Genomic DNA, 17,685 nt, shown 5'->3' with positions numbered 1-17,685 from the left:
GCATCTTACTGAAACAAAGCTCGTTCACACCCCGGGGAATAGGCCACGATCCGGCATCGTTAGGAACAGGGCAAGGGCGTGGCATTTTGACCGGTTGGGTCCGGTGGACGCGGCATGGGGCAGTCACTATGATCCGGCGCAAAATCGGGAAGTCGACATGAATTACCAGCGGTTCTTCGAGGATGCGATCGACCAGCTCCACGCGGAGCGGCGCTACCGCGTCTTCGCCGACCTCGAGCGCATGGTGGGCAAGTTCCCGCGCGCCATCTGGCGTTCCAACGGCCGTGCCCAGGAAATCACCGTGTGGTGCTCCAACGATTATCTCGGCATGGGCCAGAACGAGGATGTGATTGCCGCCTTCCAGAGCGCGGCCGGCAAGATGGGCTCGGGCGCGGGCGGCACCCGCAACATCTCGGGCACCTCCAACCCGCTGGTCGAGCTGGAGCAGGAGCTCGCCGACCTGCATGGCAAGGAGGCAGGGCTCGTCTTCACCTCCGGCTTCGTCTCCAACGAGGCCTCGATCTCGACCATCGCCCGGCTGCTGCCAAACTGCCTGGTGCTCTCGGACGAGCTCAACCATGCCTCGATGATCGAGGGCGTGCGCCGGTCCGGCGCGGAAAAGAAGATCTTCCGCCATAACGACGTCGCGCATCTGGAGAGCTTGCTTCAGGCTGCCGGCCGTGAGCGCGCCAAGCTGATCGTGTTCGAGAGCGTCTATTCGATGGACGGCGACATCGCGCCGATCAGGCAGATCGTCGAGCTGGCCGAGCGCCACAACGCCATGACCTATATCGACGAGGTGCATGCGGTGGGCATGTACGGACCGCGCGGCGGCGGCATCACCGAGCGCGAGGGCCTGGCCGACCGCATCGACGTCATCGAGGGGACGCTCGCCAAGGCGTTCGGCACGCTCGGCGGCTACATCACCGGCACCAGCGCTGTGATCGACGCGGTGCGCTCCTATGCGCCGGGCTTCATCTTCACCACCGCGCTGCCGCCGGCGATCGCGGCGGCCGCCACCGCCTCGATCCGTCACCTGAAGCGCTCGCAGGCCGAGCGCGACGCGCAGCAGCGCCAGGCGGCCAGAACCAAGCAGGTGCTTGCCGCAGCGGGCCTGCCGGTGATGGAATCGGCCACCCATATCGTGCCGGTGCTGGTCGGCGACCCCGAGCTTTGCAAGATGGCGAGCGACCGGCTGCTTGGCGTGCACGGCATCTATATCCAGCCGATCAACTATCCGACGGTGCCGCGCGGCACCGAGCGGCTGCGCATCACGCCGACGCCGTTCCATTCCGACCCGCTGATCGCCGAATTGCAGGACGCGCTGGTCGAGACCTGGGATGCGCTGGGCATCCCCTATGCCGGCTCCGGCCAGCCCGCCGTCGCCAAGACCGATCGGATCATTCCCCTCTTGGTGCCGAAGTCAGGCGGCTGAAGCCCGTTCTAAACTCTCTCCGGCGGCCATCCGCTGCAACTTTCTGCGCTTCTACAGCGCCGCGCGTCCATTTCGGACGCGCAAAGCACGCTGTAGCAATTTCAATTTGGCGCATGATCCTTTCCAAAGATCGAATCCGATCTTCGGGGTCATGCGCGTGCTCACGGGCCTGAATGTCCGCTGCGCTCCGGTTCTCGAAAGTCACACCGCTGACTCACCGGAGCGAGTTTCAATCCGGGCTTCGTCGACGGCTCGGCTACACCGTCTTCATCCATTTCGCCAGGCGATGCGCCGCTTCCTCGAGCTGATCGAGGCGGCGGTGGAAGCATAGTCTGAGGAAGCCTTCGCCGCCGGGGCCGAAGGCGGTGCCGGGCGCCAGGCCGACATTGGCGTTGTCGACGATATCGAAGGCGGCTTTTCGGGAATCGGTGAGACCGTCTACCCTGAAGAACAAATAGAAAGCGCCCTGCGGCACGGTGAACCGTGCCTTGCCGGTTTCGCCCAGGATGCCGCAGACCAAATCGCGCGCAGCCCGCGCGCGCTCCACCTGTTCGGCGATAAAGCCGTCGCCCTCGTCGAGGGCGGCGACAGCGCCGCGCTGCATGAATTGCGCGACGCCCGAGGTCGAGTACTGGATCAGGTTTTCGAACACCTGCTGCAAGGCTGGATGGGTCTTGATCCAGCCGACGCGCCAGCCGGTCATCGCCCAGTTCTTGGAAAAACTGTTGACGAACAGGATGCGGTCCTCGGCCGTGGCGATGTCGAGGAAGGATGGCGCGCGGCCATGGCCGTAGTGGAACAGCGAATAGATCTCGTCGGCGATGATCCATAGGCCCTTTGCGCGGGCAAGATCCAGGATCGCCTTGAGCGTTTCTCTGTCGGCGGTCCAGCCGGTCGGGTTGGAGGGCGTATTGATGAACAACAGCTTCGTGCGCGGCGTGATCGCGGAGGCGATCTTGTCGACATCGCAGGACCAGCCATTGCCGGACCGGTCCAGCGTGACCGGCACCGGCACGGCACCTGCAACGCCGGCGGCCGCGGCGAAATTCGGCCAAGCGGGCGAGAGGTAGATCACCTCGTCGCCGCCGCCGGCAATGGCGTCGATGGCAAGCTGGATGGCATGCATGCCGGATCCCGTGACGATGAACTCTTCCTCGGCGAAGGTCTTGCCGAAATGCCTGGCGTAGTAGCGGGCGAGCGCCTGCCTGAGCGGGGGGATGCCCTTCTGCCAGGTGTAGAAAGTCTCACCATCGGCCAAGCCTTTGGCCGCTGCATCGCTGATGAAGGAAGGCGTCGGCAGATCGCCCTCTCCGGCCCAGAGCGGGATCAGGCCTTCGCGCAGGCGCCCGTGATTGATGACAGCGACGATGCCGCTTTCCGGGGCGGCACGCGCTTCGGCGCGCAAGGTCTCGATCAACGCCATGGCAAATCCATTTCTGTCCCGGCAGAGCTCATAGCAGATCGAATAACAGAAAGCCCCGGCCGCGAGCAGCCGGGGTTTTGGTCCAGAAAGCTGGTGCGGGCGTTATCTCCTGGCGAGGAGGTCGCGGATTTCGGTCAGCAGCTGCACGTCGGCTGGCGGCGGGGCCGCGGGGGCGGCGGGCTTTTCACGTTCGAGCCGCTTGCGCAGATTGTTCACCGCCTTGACCATCAGGAAAATGATGAATGCGAGGATCAGGAAGTTCAGCGCCACGGTGATGAAGTTGCCATAGGCAAAGACTGCACCTTGCTTACGCGCGTCGGCCAGATTTGTGGCGGTCACGTTGTGCGACAGGCCAATGAAGTAATTGGAAAAGTCGACCCCTCCGAGCGCACCGATGAAAGGCATGATGATGTCGTTGACCAAGGAATCGACGATCTTGCCGAAGGCAGCGCCGATGATGACGCCGACGGCCAGGTCCATCACATTGCCCTTGGAAATGAATTCCTGGAATTCTTTCAGCATTCGACCCTCCTTGCCGTGACGAGCCGCGCTGCCGCCTCACCATTGTCCTTCGGCGCCGGCCCGAGCCACAATAACAAAAACCCCCGGTTGCAAAACCGGAAAAGCAACGAAGGCACCGATTTGTGTCGCGCATCGTCATCAGCCGCATATGCGCCGAAAGCCGCAATGGACTCGCGCTCTGAGCTGTGCTTGCGTCAGGTCGGTCGAGCGTTTCATCGAAATGCCCGACTGCTTTGAGCACTTGTTCTGACGCAATTCCGGACCGCAAATTGCCTGGTATTTTCCCCGGAATTGGTTGGGCGGGCCGGGTGGGAGACCGGCCAGGGAGGAAGCACGGGCCGTGCAAGGCTGGTTCGTCGTCATCATCGCGATCGCCTATGTGACGCTGCTTTTCGCCATTGCCAGCGTCGGCGACCGGCGTGCCGCCGCCAACGGCCTGGGTAGGGCGCGGCCGTTCATCTATGCGCTCAGCCTGGCCATCTACTGCACCTCCTGGACCTTCTTCGGCTCCGTCGGGCTTTCCTCCGAGCGCGGCCTCGAATTCCTCGGTATCTATACCGGCCCGGTGCTGGTCTTCGTGTTCGGCTTCCCGCTGCTCAACCGCCTGGTCCGGCTGGCGAAGAGCGAGAAGATCACCTCGATCGCCGACTTCCTCGGCGCCCGCTACGGCAAGAGCTTCACCGTCGCGGCGATCGCGACGTTGATCGCCACGATCGGCGCGGTGCCTTATATCGCGCTGCAGCTCAAGGCGATCTCGGGCTCGGTCAGCCTGATGATCGAGCACTATACCGGCTCGCCGCCCTCTTTCGATCCGTTCGTCAGTGATATCTCGCTGGTGGTGGCGATGCTGCTGGCGCTGTTCGCGGTGCTGTTCGGAACCCGCCACGCCGACGCCACGGAACATCAGGACGGGCTGGTTCTGGCGGTTGCGGTCGAGACGGTGGTGAAGCTTGCCGCCTTTCTCGCCATCGGCCTGATGGTCACGTTCCTGATCTTCGGCGGCCCCGGCGACATGTTCGCCAAGCTCGCCGTCAATGCCCAGGTACGCCAGGCGATGGGCTACAACACCTCGCTGGCCACCTGGCTGGTGCTGACGACCTTGAGCGGCTTTGCCATTCTGATGCTGCCGCGGCAATTCTATGTCACCATCGTCGAGAACCGCAGCGAGGCCGAACTGCGCACGGCGACCTGGCTGTTCCCGCTCTATCTCGTGGCGATCAACCTCTTCGTGCTGCCGATCGCCTTTGCCGGCCTGTCGCTGGTCGGCACCAAGACCAGCAGCGACCTTTATGTCCTATCGCTGCCGCTGCTTGGCGGCCATGACGTGCTCGCCATGGCCGCCTTCGTCGGTGGCCTGTCGGCGGCGACCGCGATGGTGATCGTCGAAAGCGTCGCGCTGTCGATCATGATCTCCAACGATCTCATCATCCCGCTGTTCGTGCGCCGCGTGATCAAGACCAGCGCCTCGGAGAACGAGGATTGGTCGACACTGATCCTCAATGTGCGCCGCGCGTCCATCTTCATCCTGCTGTTCATCGCGTTCCTCTATTACCGCGAGAGCACCAACAGCGTGCGGCTGTCCTCGATCGGGCTGATGTCGTTCGCGGCGATCGCGCAATTCGCGCCGGCACTGATCGGCGGCCTGATCTGGCGCCGCGCCAATGGCCGGGGCGCCGCGCTTGGCATGGTCGCGGGCATCGTTGTCTGGGGGTACACGCTTCTTCTGCCTTCGCTCGCCGGCCCCGGTTCCGACCTCGTCGTCCATGGGCTGTTCGGCTTCGAGGCGCTGAGGCCACAGGCGCTGTTCGGCACGGTCGGCGAGCCGCTGAACCACGGCGTGCTGTGGAGCCTCTCGGTCAACGCCCTGTTCTTCGTGCTGGGGTCGCTGTCGCGCGCGTCGGTGCCGCTGGAGCGCATCCAGGCGGCGATCTTCGTGCCGCGCGAGGCGAGCCCGATGCCAAGCCTCAGGCGCTTCCGCACCGCCGTCACGGTCAATGATCTCAAGGACACGATCTCGCGCTATCTCGGCGTCGAGCGCACGGAGCGATCCTTCCAATCGTTCGAGAGGGACGCGAAAGTCTCGCTGCACGGTACCGAACAGGCCAGCATGGATGTCATCCGCTTCTCGGAGCAATTGCTGGCAAGCGCCGTCGGCTCGTCCTCGGCGCGGCTGATCCTGTCGCTGCTCTTCCGCCGCAACGACCGCGATTCCAAGGATGCCTTCAAGCTGCTCGACGACGCAACCGAGGCGCTGCAGCACAATCGCGACCTGCTCCAGATCGCACTTGACCAGATGGAGCAAGGCATCACCGTGTTCGACCGCGATTTCCGGCTGATCTGCTGGAACCGGCAATACCGCCTGCTTTTCGACCTCCCGGACGAAATGGGCCAGGTCGGCGTGTCGCTCGACCGGATCCTGCGCCATCTCGCCGAACGAGGCGATATCCCGGCCGACCAGCGCGTGACGATGCTCAACCGGCTGACCAGCTTCGCCGGGCCATGGCAGATGGAGCTGAAGACCAGCGGACGCATTCTGGAGCTGCGCTCCAACCCGATGCCCGACGGCGGCATCGTCGCCACCTATGCCGACATCTCCGGCCGCGTCGAGCAGGATCTGGCGCTCAAGCGGGCCAATGAATCGCTGGAACAGCGGGTCAAGACCCGCACCATCGAGCTCACCCGGGTCAACGAGGAGCTGGCGCAGGCGCAGATGCTGGCCGAGGAGGCCAATCTCGGCAAGACGCGCTTCCTGGCCGCCGCCGGCCACGACATCCTGCAACCGCTGAACGCCGCACGGCTCTATTGCTCGTCGCTGATCGAGAAGGCCGGCAACGGGCCGGCCGGCAAGGCGGCGGTCAACATCGAGTCCTCGCTGGAATCGGTCGAGACCATCCTCGGTGCCGTGCTCGACATCTCGCGGCTCGACGCCGGCGCCATGAAACCCGAAGACACCGCCTTCAACCTTGGCGGGCTGCTTGGCCAGATCGGCAATGATTTCCGTCCCTTAGCCGCCGCAAAGAAGCTCGACCTCAAGATCATGCCGTCCTCGCTCGGCGTCATGACCGACCGCAACCTTTTGCGGCGGCTGATCCAGAACCTGGTCTCGAACGCCATCAAATACACGCGCGAGGGCCGCATCCTTGTGGGAGTGCGGCGCCGCGGCGGACTGGCCGAGATCCAGGTGATCGACACCGGCATCGGCATCGCCGGCGACAAGCTCAACACCGTCTTTCACGAATTCACGCGCCTCGACGAAGGCGTGCGCGAAGCGGAAGGCCTTGGCCTCGGGCTCTCCATCGTCGATCGCATCGCGCGGGTGCTGCGGCTCGAAATACGCATTTTCTCCAACCCGGGCAAAGGCACGCGCTTTTCCGTTATCCTACCGGTCGCCGCTGTCGCGCCGCTGCCGCGCGAGATCGGCAAGGCGCCGGCGCGCGCCGCATCGACGCTTGCCGGGCTCAACGTGCTCTGCATCGACAATGACGCGCGCATCCTCGACGGCATGCGGCTGCTGCTCGAAGGCTGGGGCTGCCATGTCGAGACGGCTTCGGGATCGGGAGAGCTCGTGCGGCCTGACGCAACGAGGCCGGATGTCGTGCTCGCGGACTACCATCTCGACGGCGGCACCGGGCTCGACGCGATCGCCAGGCTGCGCGCCGCCTACGGCCAGGACCTGCCTTGCGTGCTGGTCACCGCCGACCGCTCCAGCGAGGTCCGCGCCGCCGCAAGCCAGCTCGACATTCCGGTCGTCAACAAGCCGGTGAAGCCCGCCGTGCTGCGCTCGATGATGGCAAGGGTCAGGCCGCTGGCGCCGGCGGCGGAGTAGAGGCAGATGTAGCTTAACTTACCGGCTGCAGCGGGTCATTGCCGATCTTGGAGAGCTGGATGACCGCTTGCGTGCGGCTGTCGACGCCGAGCTTCTGCAGGATGGCCGAGACATGGGCCTTGATGGTGGCTTCGGAGACGCCGAGCTCATAGGCGATCTGCTTGTTGAGCAGGCCTTCCGCCAGCATGCCGAGCACGCGCGTCTGCTGCGGCGTCAGAGCCTGCAAGCGTTTGATCAGGTCGGAGATTTCCGGGTCGCGCTCGACGCCGAGCTCGACGCCCGCGGGGGCCGCGATATCGCCGGCGAGCACAGCCTGCACCGCAGCACGGATTTCTTCCATGCTGGCCGATTTGGAGATGAAGCCGGAAGCGCCGAGATCGAGGGCGCGGCGGATGGTGACGGGGTCGTCATGCGCCGACACGACCACCAGCGGCACCGCCGGATGGATGCCGCGCAGCGCAATCAGTCCGGAGAGGCCGCTGGCGCCCGGCATCGACAGATCGAGCAGCACCATGTCGATATCCTCATTGGCCAGCACCAGAGCCTTGGCGCTTTCGAAATCCCCGGCCTCGTGAATGGCGGTAACGTCGCCGATGCCGGCCAACGCCTCCTTCAAGGCGCCGCGAAAAAGCGGGTGGTCGTCGGCAATGACGAAAGTGTGGCCCGGCGGCAAATATCCCTCCCCCGATCCCGTCACGGTCTTCTGTTTCTTGCGGGGACCGGAATGATTATGCGGCGACGCGGCGCTTTTTCAAGCGGCAAAGGCCGCGCGCGGGGTTTTCCCCAAGGGGGCGGCCCAGTCGCGCAGGCTCAGGTTTTCTGCTGGTTCAGCTTGCCCCCGCCGTCACCGTCTTCCTTATCCATTTCCTTGACGATGTCTTTGAAGGTCCGGAAGAAGCGTTCCATGTAGCCCATGGTCCTGTTGAAATCCTCTTCGCTCGGCAGTTGCGACTCCAGCCGGGCGGAGAGTGAATTCTCCAGCTTGGCGACCCGCGCATCGAGGGCCTTGACGGAATTGTCCAGCCGGTCGATCTCGTCCTGGTAGGCGGCCCGCTCGTCCGCCGCCATCTTGCAGACGAGCTGACCGGTACGCTCCTCGCAGATCGACATGGCGCCGGTCCTCGTGTCCATGCGGACATAGCCGTTCGCCGACTTCTCCAAACGGTAGTGATCGGTCTCCTCGGAATAGGCGGAAGCGGCAACTAAAGAGCAAAGCGCCGCGGGGATCAGGATGTGCTGCAGACGCATATTGTCCTCCATGAGCCAGTGAAGGCGGGCTATCACAGGTTTGCGCCCGAAATGCGGAAGAGTCGAGCTTCAAGCCTTCCCCGCTTCTTCGGTTCGGACTATAGCGCGAGAATGTCTCAGATTATCTACAAGATCGCCCCCGAGGCGCTTTGGCGCGAGGCCGAAAAGAACGGGCGCTTCACCGGAGCGCCGATCGACATCGCAGACGGCTTCATCCATTTCTCCACCGCGGCGCAGGTGCGCGAGACAGCGGCGAAACATTTCGCCGGCCAGACGGGCCTGCTGCTGATCGCCATCCACGGGGAGAAGTTGGGTGACACCCTAAAATACGAGGTGTCGCGGGGCGGCGCGCTGTTCCCGCATCTCTACGCCCCGCTCGCTCTCGATGCCGTCCTTTGGGTCAAGCCGCTGCCGCTCGGCGCCGGCGGCCACGAATTCCCGGCGCTGGAGGGCGAATGAGCGTGCTCGACCGGATAGGCCAGAAGCTGCTTTTCTCCTTCGATCCGGAAACAGCGCATGGCGTGTCGATCGCGGCACTGCGCTGCGGGCTTCCGGTTGGCGCGGCCGCGCCACGCGAAGCGCGGCTCAAGATCAGGCTTTGTGGCCTCGAGTTCCCGAATCCCCTCGGCATGGCCGCCGGCTATGACAAGAACGCCGAAGTGCCGGACGCGCTGCTTGGGCTTGGCTTCGGCTTTACCGAGGTCGGCACCATCACGCCGCTGCCGCAGCCCGGCAATCCCAAGCCGCGCATCTTCCGCCTGACCGCGGACGAGGCCGTGATCAACCGGCTGGGCTTCAACAATGAAGGCCATGCGGCGGCCGAAAAGCGGCTTGCCGCGCGCAAGGGGCGGCCAGGCATCGTCGGCGTCAACATCGGCGCCAACAAGGACAGCGCCGACCGCATCGCCGATTATGAGCGCGGCGTCGCCCGCTTCGCGCCCTATGGAAGCTATCTGACCGTCAACATCTCCTCGCCCAACACGCCGGGCCTGCGCAACATGCAGGCGCGCGAGCAACTCGACGAATTGCTGTCGCGGGTGATGTCAGCGCGTGCCGCGGCTTCTGCCCAGCCGCCAGTCTTCCTCAAGATCGCGCCGGATCTGGTCGAGGCGGAGTTGGAAGACATTGCCGCCGAGGTCACCGAGAAGAAGATCGACGGCGTCATTGTCTCCAACACGACGCTGGCGCGCACCGGACTGCGGAGCGGCGGCGTGGCCAATGAAACCGGGGGGCTCTCGGGAAAACCGTTGTTCGAGCGTTCGACCGCGATACTGGCCCGGATGCGCAAGCTGGTCGGACCGCAGATGGCGATCATCGGTGTCGGCGGGGTCGACTCCGCTGAGGCGGCATTGGAAAAGATCCGCGCTGGCGCCGACCTCGTCCAGCTCTACACCGGCATCATCTATGCCGGCCCGGCGCTGCCCGGACGCATCGTTGCCGGCATGGCGCGGATCGCGGAGAGGGAGCGGCTTGGCTCGATCCGAGACCTGCGCGACACCGCCTGTGACCACTGGGCTGCAAGGCCGATCAGTTGAATGCCGTGCGTGCCCTGATCCTCAGCATCGCAAGCAAGCTCACTCCCCGCACCAGCAGGAAGACGTGCAGCGATGCCCATAGACCGTTGTTGCCGAAGGCGGGCGCCAGCGTGATCAGCGCGGCGCTGAAAGCGAGGAACGACAACAGCATCATGTTGCGCATGTCGCGCGACCAGGTGGCGCCGATGAAGACGCCGTCCATCTCGAAGGCCAGCACGCCGCTCAGCGCCGTGAAGGCCGCCCAGGGCAGATAGGTGTCGGCGATTGCGCGGACCTCCGGCGAGGTCGTGACCAGCGCCACCAGACTCGCGCCAGCGGTCAGCAGGGTTAGCGTGGCGAGACCTGCGAGCCCAAAACCCCAAATCAGCGTCAGCCGCACGGCCTGCCGGAAGGGAGCAGGCGCTTGCGCGCCGATAGCGCGGCCGGCCAACTGCTCCGCGGCGGTGGCGAACCCGTCGAGGAAATAGCCGGCGATGAGGAAGAAATTCATCAGCACGGCATTGGCGGCAAGCGTCACCGTGCCGAACTGCGCGCCCTGCCTGGTGAATAGCGCGAAGGCGGCAAGCAGCGAGAAGGAGCGGATCATAATATCGCGGTTGAGCGACAGCATGCGTCGGTATGCCGACAAATCGAGGATACGCCGGCACGACGGCCGCTCCAGCGTGCGGAAGCGGCTGAGCACGATGGCAAGGCCAAGCAGCATGGCCAGGAACTCGCCGGTGACCGTCGCCCAGGCGACCCCGGCAACACCCCAGCCCAGCTCAAGGCCGAGCAGGAAGCAGAGCGCGATGTTGATGCCGTTGAGCACCGCCTGCAGCATCAGGCCGAGTCCGCCTTCGCCGCGTCCCAGCACGTAGCCCAGTATGGCGTAGTTGATCAGCGAGAAGGGGGCGGCGAGCAGCCTGATGCGGATATAGACCGACATGGCCGCGCTGACGCGCGGCTCGGCGCCCATGAACCATTGGCCGGCAACGGCAAAGAGCGGCGAAAGAGCGGCAAGCATGACGCCCGCGACGACGGCGATCAGCACGGCGCGCCACAGCACCGCCTGCTCTTCCAGCGCATCGCCGCGCCCGAAGGCCTGAGCGACAAGGCCGGTCGTGCCGGAGCGCAGGAAATTGAAGGTGGTGAAGACGACATCGAAAACCAGCGAGCCCGCCGCCAGGCCGCCGAGCAGGGCGGCGTCGCCGAATTGGCCGACCACCGCCGTGTCGACGATGCCGAGCAGCGGCGTCGTCAGATAGGCGAGCGTCATCGGCACGGCGATCGCCAGCACCGAGCGATTGGTCACGGCGAAGGACCTGGGATTGGCTTCAGTCGCGTCCAAGGGGATTGCTGCCTGTCTGATTGCGGCTTGATCGAGGACCCGATGTGCCCCAGTTTGCCGGCGTCACGCAACCACATCCGTCGGACTGCCAGCCGAATTCCATAGCTGGCGTAGCCTCTCGATCCATGCCGCTGCAGATCGTCCATCACCCCGACTATGACGCCGGCTTCGCCGTGAACCATCGCTTTCCGATGAGCAAATACCCGCTTTTGATGGAGGCCTTGCGCCTGCGCGGGCTGACCGTGCCGGGCGCTCTCTCGATGCCGGAACCGGCGCCGGCATCACGGCTGAAGCTTGCCCACGCAGCCGACTACGTCGACCAGGTGATCGCCTGCCAGGTGGCGGAGAAGATAGAGCGCGAGATCGGCTTTCCCGTTGGCCCGCGCGTGTCGCTGAGGGCGCAGCTCGCTACCGCCGGCACCTTGCTGGCGGCCAGGCTGGCTTTGAAACACGGCATCGCCTGCAACGCCGCCGGCGGCAGCCATCACGCCAGGCGGGCGCAAGGCGCCGGATTCTGCACCTTCAATGATGTCGCCGTCGCCGCGCTGGCGCTGCTGGGGGAAGGTGCCGTCGAAAACGTGCTGATTGTCGATCTCGACGTGCATCAGGGCGACGGCACGGCAGACATTCTGAAGGACGAACCGCGCGCCTTCACCTTTTCCATGCATGGCGAGCGCAACTACCCGGTGCGCAAGATCGCCTCCGACCTCGACATCGCCTTGCCGGACGGCACCAGCGACGACGCCTATCTCGATCGGCTCGCCGCCGTCCTACCGGAACTATCCGCGCAAAAGCATTGGGACATCGTCTTCTACAATGCGGGCGTGGATGTGCATGCCGAGGACAGGCTCGGCCGGCTGGCGCTGAGCGACGATGGCCTCCGCGCCCGCGAAGACATGGTCATCGGCCATTTCCGTAACCACGGCGTTCCGCTGTGCGGCGTCATCGGCGGCGGCTACTCGACCGATGTGCCGGCGCTGGCCGCGCGTCACGCCATGTTGTTCGAGGTCGCCTCCCGATATGCGTGATCAAGGCGCACGCTATTTCCGGTAGTTGGCGATCCTGAGCAGGATGAACACAGGAACGACGATCGCCGCGCCGAGCAGGATATAGTTCAGGAAGCGGTCGATGGCGTGGAAGCCGAGATTCCACAGATCCACGAAGAACTGGCGGACGCCGTAGAAGACGTCCATCGGCGACCAGCCGAAGGCATGCATGACGAGGCCGACGAGGAAAGAAACCACGAGCAGCTTCAGGAACACCCTGAGCGGCGTGTCGCCGAGAAAGCGCGTCAGTGCGGACAAGGCCATTCTCCGGTACGAGCCGCCCGATTCGGCAGCGCGGTATCAGAGATACGCACTCGGCTGTCTTCCATCAAGCTGACGGCATGTGAGAGGAGCCTGTGTCGTCAGCCGACGGCCGGCAAGCTGGAAAGCTCGAGCAGTTGGCTGAGCGGAGAACCGGCGGGGACAGGACGGTCGCCGAGCGGCACCTTGAGCGAGTTGTCGCAGAGATGGATGCAGAGCGTGCGCGAGGTCACGATGTCCGCTAGCGAGAGGTCGGGATCGAGCAACAGCGAGACCTGGCTGTAGTGGACCGGATAGAAGACATCGATGGACGACGCGTGACCCATGACGCCGGCCTTGCCGGCAAAGTAGGTCATCGCACAGGGCCCAAGCATGCCCCATCCATAGTGTGAGATATCGATCGGCAGGCCTATCGCCCTACGCAAATGGTAGCGTCGGCGCTTGCGCTCGCCGAGCCACGGGGCGATGAAGTAGGGATCGTCCACCATCTTTAGCGCCTCGCGCAGCATGTCGCTGTCCGCGGGCAGTTTGAGCACGGCGCCGTTGATCTCGGTGTCGGTCTGGTAACCGAAGATATAAGCAGCCTGCGGGATCCGCTTCAGGCAGTAGACATCGCAGTCGACATAGAGGCCCATCCCGGCCTCGAGGATTTTCAGCCGGTAGAGATTGGAGAACAATGAAGGACTGCCATTGGATCTATAGGCGATGATGCGTTCCCTCGGCATCAACTGCGAGGCGTCGAAAATCTCGACGCCCTTGGGCACGTTGCCCGGGACATCATAACAATGAAGAAGCACATGGTGCCCGGCGAGCAGGAAGGAACGCAGGCAGGCAGCATGGATCTCCCCAAGCGCGTCGCCGATCCAAAGGGCGTTTACGACGGGTTCCGCCGGTCTCATGCGGCACGCCCGGCCACGATCGCGCTCGCCTGGGCAACGAATTCGCCGACGATCCTTGACGGCGACCGCAACTCGCGCATGGCGTCGCGATAGGCCGCCGCACGCTTTTCCAGCCCTAAGATCGGCTCGCGCAGATCGCTCACAAGGTCCCGCGAGCGGACCGTATACGGCCGAAAACATCGCTTAGCGGCCGCGCTGAGGGAGTTCGCCGGGACGCCAACGGGTACCGAACCGGCATAAGCGCATTCGACATATTTCATCAATTCGACATTGAACCGCGTGCCGCACAAGAGGAAGTGCGTGAAACGAGCGGCAAGAGCGACAAAACGGTCATGGGTGATGTCGTGCCGCTGCGGCTTGCCTTGTTCGGGATAGCCCGGATGCTCCAGATCGTGGATGAGGTGTCTCAGCAACGGAGACCAGCGCCGCCTGCGGCGCAAGGCGTAGCGGACTGGATAGAGTTCTCGTGAATTGGCGCCCGACAGGAAGAGCCGGCGGCTGCGGCCTCGAAGAGGGGCGTCGATCTCGCGCGAGCTATCATAGGCAAATGGGAGACGAGCGACGCCGGAGGCCTTGAGCCGCCTGGTGAAAGCCAGGAACGGACCTTCCGGGTCGTAGGTCGTCGCGTAATGAACGCCGGGCAGGTCGGCGCAATCGAAGATGAAGCGGACGCTTGGGTTGAGCGTGTCGGGCATGTCCGGGTCGCTGATCCGAAAGAAGATCGGACGCCGGCACTTCGCTGGATACTCAAGATACCGCCTGAGGCGCGCTACGTCTGCCTGCTCAAGACGGTTGTCGACGACGCCGGTATCGAAATCGCCACCGTCCATCCCGCTGATGGGCCTGGCTTCCCAGCCGAGCGGCCGCGCAAAAGCCGGACCGACGCCCGGATAGATCGCCTTGTCATAAGGATGGGTATCGGAATGGAAGTAGATGACCCGCAACACAATGCCCCAGACCGCCGCTGCGGCGAACACCGATGCCTTTCAGGCAGCGGCATTTTTGTAATTCATGTCGAGAGGTTCGGGCAATGCCGGCCATGCTTCCATGACTAAAGGACAGCCTCGTCCGTCGACGCCGTCGTCAGCGGTTCTGTTTTGCCGATTGCTTGGAGCCCGGCCATCGTGGTAACGAGGCTGCCGCGCGGGTATGATGTAATGGTAGCCTGTCAGCTTCCCAAGCTGAACGCGCGGGTTCGATTCCCGCTACCCGCTCCAGTCTCTCACCTTCAATCAGTGTGGTATGGCCTCGGCACCGTACGGTGGCGTATTCGTCTTGAACTGCGTTGGGTCCTGCACGGTCGTGCAACACCCAACGCCTCGCATCCAACATCCAGTCGGGAACGGGTTGTTCTATAGCCAGACGCCAACCCATACTCGCTCGCGCCGGCAGCGGCGGTGCCAGCGGCCGCGATGCCAGAAGCGGCGGCAGACATGCCTCCAGCCGCGCCGACGGCGACGCGGGCGGTGCCGCCAGCGCCAGTCTCCGTAATGGTGATGCCGGTGGGAAACCAGCTCCACTTCGGCCGGATCGTCGCCTTCGAAGACCGCGTTGTCCGGCTTGTCGAGTTCGTTCAGAATTCCGTTGCCAGTCGGAATACCGGCGACAGCCTTGCTGGGTCCGGCCAGGCTCGCAAGTGCCGCTGCCCCCGCAACGCCAAGCATTCCAGTCAGAAATAACCGACGTTCCATCAATAACCTCCCGAGCTGTTGAGCATCGGCAGCTCTTCCCTCACCCGCAACGGGCTCCAGCGAGCCACCGATGGGTTTGAACGTATAAGTAGCATTCTCGTTCCATCAGCCCACTTCGCGCAAGATGAAGTCGTGCAGCATTTTCGCGGCGGGCGAGAGCACGCGATTCTTGACTGTGATCAGGCTGTAGGGCCGGACCTCGATATCGAACTCGGTCTGAACCACGTCTATGGCGCCGGCCAGCCCGTCGGCCCCCTGGATGAACCTGGCGACCTGGATCGAGACCGGCGCGATGGCATCGGACTGCGCCACCATCACCAGGGTGAGCAACAGCGACGAGGTGTTGAGGATGCGGTCGGGCAGCGGAATGTCGCGGTTCAAAAAATTGCTTTCCATCGCCTGGCGCAGTGGCGAGCCGCCGGACTGGAACACCCAGTCATAGGCTGCCGTGTCTTCCAGCTTCACCGTCTTGCCGCTAGCCAGAGGGTGCCCGCGGCGTACGATGAGGCAGGCCTTCTCGACGCCGATGACGCGCGATTCGAAGAGCCGCGGGTTAAGGTCGTCGGGAATGCGCGCGATGATGAAGTCGTGGCGCGACGCAATCAGCTCGCGCGCAAGCACGTTGGAAGTCTCGACCTGCATGGTGATCTCGATGCGCGGATAGATGCGGCGGATTTCGCGAATCGCCGGCACGGCCAACTCGATTGCCGGAGCGGTGACCGCGCCGAGGAATACGGAGCCGCCCTTGCCGGCCTTGAGCTCGGAAATCTCGCGATCGGCCTCCCGCATCTCGAGCAGGATCGAGCGGGCGCGCCGGGCGAGCGCCTTGCCGTAAGGGGTCAGCGTCACGCCCCGCGGCAGCCGCTCGCACAACTTGACGTCGAGCACGGCCTCCATCTCGGCGATCATGCGCGAGGCGGCCGGCTGCGAGATGTTCATGACCTGTGCGGCCGCGCTCACCCGTCCGTGATCGTCCAGCGCCGTGATCATGCGCATGTGGCGGAGGCTCAGGCCGCTGCGCAGCAGCGTCTCGCCGTCTCTGGTTGACTTTTCGTAACTATCTGAAATTACAACAGTATTTTGCAGTTCAGCCATAGTCCCAAGTCTCTCCAACAGGCTGCCCCCGAACCGTTTAAGTCATATCAGTTTCAATATATCAACCACCAAAGATCGCATTTGACAGTTATGTCAAAGGGCCACACCCTTCGCGCGTTCCGGGGCCAGAAGGTCGACAGCGAGTAAAATCGTATCGATTGAAAAGCGTCCCGGAGCCGATTGGGAGGATACCGGAGATCGATAAAGCCGACAGTGGCGCGCCAGCGCTCCTGCTCGACTGCGCGGCCCGCGAAGCCCCGAGGTGTCGCGTCCATCAACCAGGGAGAGTAATCGTGAAGATCATCAAGACACTGGCCGCCGTCGCGGCCCTCGGCATCGCCGCCATGACCTATTCGGCGCACGCCGCCGACAAGGGCCTCATCGGCGTGCTGATGCCGACCAAGACCTCGCAGCGCTGGATCAACGACGGCGACGCCGTCAAATCCCAGCTCGAGAAGCTCGGCTATACGGTCGACCTGCAATATGCGCAGGACGATATCCCGAACCAGCTCAGCCAGCTGGAGAACGAAATTACCAAGGGCCCGAAGGCGCTGATCATCGCGTCCATCGACGGCACGACCATGGCCGACGCGCTGCAGAAGGCCAATGATGCCGGCGTCGTCACCGTCGCCTACGACCGCCTGATCAAGAAGACCAAGAATGTCGACTACTACACCACCTTCGACAATTTCGGCGTCGGCGTGATCCAGGCGAATTCCCTGGTCAAGGGCCTCAAGGAGCGTTTCCCGAACACCAAGCCGTGGAATGTCGAGCTGTTCGGTGGCTCGCCGGACGACAACAACGCCTTCTTCTTCTACAATGGCGCGATGTCGGTCCTGCAGCCGCTGATCGACAACGGCACGATCAAGATCAAGTCGGGCCAGATGGGCATGGACAAGGTCGGCACGCTGCGCTGGCTCGCCGCCACCGCGCAGGCGCGCATGGACAATCTGCTCTCCGCCAACTACTCGGACGGCAGCCGCGTCGACGGCGTTCTGTCGCCCTATGACGGCCTGTCGCGCGGCATCACCGCCTCGTTGCGCGCCGTCGGATACGGCACCGATGCTCAGCCCTGGCCGATCGTGACCGGTCAGGACGCCGAGACCGCCTCGGTCAAGCTGATCATCTCGGGCGAGCAGTATTCGACGGTGTTCAAGGACACCCGCGAACTGGCCAAGGCCACCGTGCAGCTGGTCGACAAGGTTCTCTCCGGCGGCAAGCCCGAGGGCCTTGACGAAAAGACCTACAACAACGACGTCAAGGTCGTTCCTTCGATCCTTTTGACGCCGCATGAGGTCGACAAGTCGAACTACAAGGAGCAGGTCGTCGACTCCGGCTACATCAAGGCTGAAGACCTGAAGTAATCCGGCCTCATAG

16 protein-coding genes and 1 tRNA gene are annotated in these 17,685 nt (G+C 63.9%); 7 read left to right on the top strand and 10 right to left on the bottom strand.

All coding sequences use genetic code 11. The features are described from left to right. The first annotated feature begins 157 nt into the window (after window positions 1–157). Window positions 158–1,435: a 5-aminolevulinate synthase gene (gene hemA, locus P9272_RS00635; RefSeq protein WP_278158049.1), complete on the top strand. Its 1,278-nt coding sequence runs from the start codon at window positions 158–160 to the stop codon at window positions 1,433–1,435. A 256-nt stretch (window positions 1,436–1,691) separates the two neighbouring features. On the opposite strand, the gene P9272_RS00630 is transcribed toward hemA, so the two are convergent. Both P9272_RS00630 and mscL read right to left on the bottom strand, forming a co-directional pair. Next, the gene (locus tag P9272_RS00630) at window positions 1,692–2,858 is read right to left on the bottom strand and encodes a pyridoxal phosphate-dependent aminotransferase (protein WP_278158047.1); all 1,167 of its coding nucleotides are present in this window, start codon (window positions 2,856–2,858) and stop codon (window positions 1,692–1,694) included. Between the two features lie 102 nt (window positions 2,859–2,960). Continuing rightward, window positions 2,961–3,380: a large conductance mechanosensitive channel protein MscL gene (gene mscL, locus P9272_RS00625; RefSeq protein WP_278158045.1), complete on the bottom strand. Its 420-nt coding sequence runs from the start codon at window positions 3,378–3,380 to the stop codon at window positions 2,961–2,963. Between the two features lie 340 nt (window positions 3,381–3,720). Between mscL and P9272_RS00620 the strand changes: the two genes are divergently transcribed. Continuing rightward, window positions 3,721–7,206: a PAS domain-containing hybrid sensor histidine kinase/response regulator gene (locus P9272_RS00620; protein WP_278158043.1), complete on the top strand. Its 3,486-nt coding sequence runs from the start codon at window positions 3,721–3,723 to the stop codon at window positions 7,204–7,206. Between the two features lie 13 nt (window positions 7,207–7,219). On the opposite strand, the gene P9272_RS00615 is transcribed toward P9272_RS00620, so the two are convergent. Both P9272_RS00615 and P9272_RS00610 read right to left on the bottom strand, forming a co-directional pair. Then, window positions 7,220–7,879 (bottom strand): response regulator transcription factor, encoded by a 660-nt coding sequence (locus tag P9272_RS00615; RefSeq protein ID WP_128256812.1) that lies wholly within the window; start codon window positions 7,877–7,879, stop codon window positions 7,220–7,222. A 137-nt stretch (window positions 7,880–8,016) separates the two neighbouring features. Then, window positions 8,017–8,454 (bottom strand): hypothetical protein, encoded by a 438-nt coding sequence (locus P9272_RS00610; protein WP_128256813.1) that lies wholly within the window; start codon window positions 8,452–8,454, stop codon window positions 8,017–8,019. A gap of 111 nt (window positions 8,455–8,565) precedes the next feature. Between P9272_RS00610 and P9272_RS00605 the strand changes: the two genes are divergently transcribed. Beyond that, entirely contained in the window at window positions 8,566–8,913 is a 348-nt protein-coding gene (locus P9272_RS00605; RefSeq protein WP_278158041.1) for a DUF952 domain-containing protein, read from the top strand. Continuing rightward, window positions 8,910–9,989 carry a quinone-dependent dihydroorotate dehydrogenase gene (locus tag P9272_RS00600; protein WP_278158039.1) on the top strand — a complete coding sequence of 360 codons (1,080 nt, stop codon included), beginning with the start codon at window positions 8,910–8,912 and terminating at the stop codon, window positions 9,987–9,989. The genes P9272_RS00605 and P9272_RS00600 overlap by 4 nt, the downstream gene beginning before the upstream one ends. Here the strand turns inward: P9272_RS00600 and P9272_RS00595 are convergent. Beyond that, window positions 9,982–11,316, bottom strand: coding sequence for an MATE family efflux transporter (locus P9272_RS00595; RefSeq protein WP_278158037.1), 1,335 nt, complete (start codon window positions 11,314–11,316; stop codon window positions 9,982–9,984). The two genes, P9272_RS00600 and P9272_RS00595, sit on opposite strands and share 8 nt — an antisense overlap. A 125-nt stretch (window positions 11,317–11,441) precedes the next feature. Between P9272_RS00595 and P9272_RS00590 the strand changes: the two genes are divergently transcribed. Continuing rightward, a complete protein-coding gene (locus tag P9272_RS00590) occupies window positions 11,442–12,344 on the top strand; it encodes a histone deacetylase (protein WP_278158035.1) in 903 nt (300 codons plus the stop codon). 12 nt (window positions 12,345–12,356) lie between these two features. Here the strand turns inward: P9272_RS00590 and P9272_RS00585 are convergent, their stop codons facing one another. From P9272_RS00585 to P9272_RS00575, 3 genes are all read right to left on the bottom strand, one after another. Continuing rightward, complete coding sequence (locus tag P9272_RS00585; RefSeq protein WP_128256816.1) at window positions 12,357–12,620, bottom strand: DUF6460 domain-containing protein; 264 nt, start codon at window positions 12,618–12,620, stop codon at window positions 12,357–12,359. A gap of 104 nt (window positions 12,621–12,724) precedes the next feature. Beyond that, window positions 12,725–13,522 (bottom strand): hypothetical protein, encoded by a 798-nt coding sequence (locus P9272_RS00580; RefSeq protein ID WP_278158032.1) that lies wholly within the window; start codon window positions 13,520–13,522, stop codon window positions 12,725–12,727. After that, window positions 13,519–14,499 carry a hypothetical protein gene (locus P9272_RS00575; protein WP_278158030.1) on the bottom strand — a complete coding sequence of 327 codons (981 nt, stop codon included), beginning with the start codon at window positions 14,497–14,499 and terminating at the stop codon, window positions 13,519–13,521. The genes P9272_RS00580 and P9272_RS00575 overlap by 4 nt, the downstream gene beginning before the upstream one ends. A 166-nt stretch (window positions 14,500–14,665) precedes the next feature. Between P9272_RS00575 and P9272_RS00570 the strand changes: the two genes are divergently transcribed. Beyond that, window positions 14,666–14,739 (top strand) — tRNA-Gly (locus P9272_RS00570). A 135-nt stretch (window positions 14,740–14,874) separates the two neighbouring features. On the opposite strand, the gene P9272_RS00565 is transcribed toward P9272_RS00570, so the two are convergent. Beyond that, complete coding sequence (locus P9272_RS00565) at window positions 14,875–15,213, bottom strand: protamine-2 (modular protein) (protein ID WP_128256819.1); 339 nt, start codon at window positions 15,211–15,213, stop codon at window positions 14,875–14,877. A 105-nt stretch (window positions 15,214–15,318) separates the two neighbouring features. Continuing rightward, a complete protein-coding gene (locus P9272_RS00560) occupies window positions 15,319–16,308 on the bottom strand; it encodes a LysR family transcriptional regulator (protein WP_128256820.1) in 990 nt (329 codons plus the stop codon). 293 nt (window positions 16,309–16,601) lie between these two features. Between P9272_RS00560 and chvE the strand changes: the two genes are divergently transcribed. Continuing rightward, on the top strand, window positions 16,602–17,672 hold the full coding sequence (gene chvE / locus P9272_RS00555) for a multiple monosaccharide ABC transporter substrate-binding protein (protein ID WP_128256821.1): 1,071 nt from the start codon (window positions 16,602–16,604) through the stop codon (window positions 17,670–17,672). Window positions 17,673–17,685 lie beyond the last annotated feature (13 nt).

The organism is Mesorhizobium sp. WSM4976, assembly GCF_029625685.1.
Taxonomy (GTDB): Bacteria; Pseudomonadota; Alphaproteobacteria; order Rhizobiales; family Rhizobiaceae; genus Mesorhizobium.
This window is presented reverse-complemented; position numbering and strand designations above follow the sequence as displayed.